This is a genomic window from Pseudoroseomonas cervicalis ATCC 49957 (assembly GCF_000164635.1).
GTDB lineage: Bacteria > Pseudomonadota > Alphaproteobacteria > Acetobacterales > Acetobacteraceae > Pseudoroseomonas > Pseudoroseomonas cervicalis.
In genome coordinates this window covers 1-1865 of sequence record NZ_GG770904.1, presented here as the reverse complement: position 1 = coordinate 1865, position 1865 = coordinate 1, and the positions used below count along the sequence as shown (strand labels likewise).

Here is a 1865-nt window from a genome sequence, read left to right as displayed (position 1 = left end):
GGGCGGCGGCGGTCTTCGTCGCGGTGGCCTTCTTCGGCGCGGCGGCCTTGCTGGTCTTGGCGGCGGGCTTCTTCGCCGTCGCCTTCGCCGTCGCCGCCTTCTTCGGCGCGGCGGCCTTGGTCGCGGCCGGCTTGCGGCCCGCCGTGCTCGCCTTGCGCGTCGCGCTGCCGCGCCGCGTGCTGCTGCTCATCACCATGGCGCGCGCCCGGGGCGGGCTGGTGTCGTTGCTGTCGCTCACGTGCTGGATCTCCTTACCCGTAGATGGATGCCGTGCCGGCCGCGCGATTCAGTCGGGCGCGCGGCAGGGGCCGGGGCTGGTCCCGGAATCCCCTGTCTCTGCCTGAGGCCTGTCTCACTCATGAAAACAGCGATGCGGAAGCCGGGAGCGGAAGGATGGGACGTCGCGTCGCCTGCCTGCCCATGCCGTCCTGACCATCCTTCCGAACCGCGACGCATCTCCACCACCGCCGATGCGCGGGATGACCCTTGACAGGCCGCGCCGCGAATCGCGCTCAACCGATGCGCGCGAGGAACACGCTATCTTCACGCGCAATCTGCTTGTCAACGAAATCCGCGTGCCGCCGTTGCAAAACACCCCGCATTCCGCGCGGCGCGCAGCAAAAAGGTGGCGCCGGTTGCCCGGCGCCACCTTTCGAGAGTCTGAAGCGGAGCGCTCAGCGCTGCGCGATCGGCGGCACCTCGCGCTGCGCCGCGCCGGTATAATGCGACAGCGGGCGGATCAGCCGGTTGTCGGCCGCCTGCTCGATGACATGCGCCGCCCAGCCGGTGATGCGGCTGGCGACGAAGATCGGCGTGAAGAGCGGGATGTCGAAGCCCATCAGGTGGTAGGCGGGGCCGGCCGGGAAATCGAGGTTCGGATGGATGTTCTTCCGCTCCAGCATGGCGCCGGCCAGCACGCGGCTCATCTCCATCCAGCGGCGGTCGCCCACCACCTCGGCCATCTTCTCGGCATACTTCGTCATGGTCGGCACGCGGCTGTCGCCATTCTTGTAGACGCGGTGGCCGAAGCCCATCACCAGCGCCTTGTGGTCGAACTTGCCCTCCAGCCAGTCCAGCGCCTTCGACGGCTCGCCGATCTCGGCCAGCATGTGCATCACCGCCTCGTTGGCGCCGCCATGCAGCGGCCCCTTCAGCGCGGCGATGCCGGCGGTGATGGCGCCGTGCAGGTCGGCGCCCGTGCTGGTGACGGTGCGGGCGGTGAAGGTCGAGGCGTTGAAGCCGTGCTCGGCATAGAGGATCAGCGAGACGTCGAAGGCCTTCACCACCTCGGGCTGCGGCACGCGGCCGAACACCAGGTGGAAGAAGTTCTCGGCGAAGCCGAGCTTCGGGTCGGGCTCCACCGGCGCCAGCCCCTTGGCGGCGCGGTGCGCGGCGGCGATGGCGGTCGGGATCTTCGCCAGCAGCCGCATCGCCTTGCGGCGCGTCGCCGGCTCGGCGGTGTCGGCGCTCTCGGGATCCTCCATGCCGAGGAAGCTGACCGCGGTGCGGATCGCGTCCATCGGGTGCGCGTCATGCGGGAAGGCCTGGATCACCCCGTGCAGCGCCGGGCTGATGCCACGGTTGGCCGCCTCCTCGGCGCGGAAGGCGGCCAGCTGCGCGGCGTCCGGCAGCTCGCCGTTCCACAGCAGATAGGCGACCTCCTCGAAGCTGCACTGCTCGGCCAGGTCCTGCACGGCATAGCCGCGATAGGTCAGGCTGTTGGTCTCCGGCATCACCTTGGACACGGCGGAGACATCGGCGACGACGCCGACCAGGCCCTTGCGGATGTCGGGCTGGGTTTCGCTCATGGGTGTCGTTCCTTCCTCTCGGTTCTTGCCGGGGCGGGGCGCGGCCCCGCCTGCCGG

2 protein-coding genes are annotated in these 1865 nt (G+C 70.0%); one reads left to right on the top strand and one right to left on the bottom strand.

Annotation, left to right across the window (positions count from 1 at the left end):
• On the top strand, positions 1–344 hold a 344-nt coding region (locus HMPREF0731_RS24600; RefSeq protein WP_007006073.1), incomplete at its 5' end, for a hypothetical protein.
• Between the two features lie 330 nt (positions 345–674).
• Here the strand turns inward: HMPREF0731_RS24600 and HMPREF0731_RS20175 are convergent.
• Positions 675–1808 (bottom strand): bifunctional 2-methylcitrate synthase/citrate synthase, encoded by a 1134-nt coding sequence (locus HMPREF0731_RS20175; RefSeq protein ID WP_007006072.1) that lies wholly within the window; start codon positions 1806–1808, stop codon positions 675–677.
• Between the last annotated feature and the right edge of the window lie 57 nt (positions 1809–1865).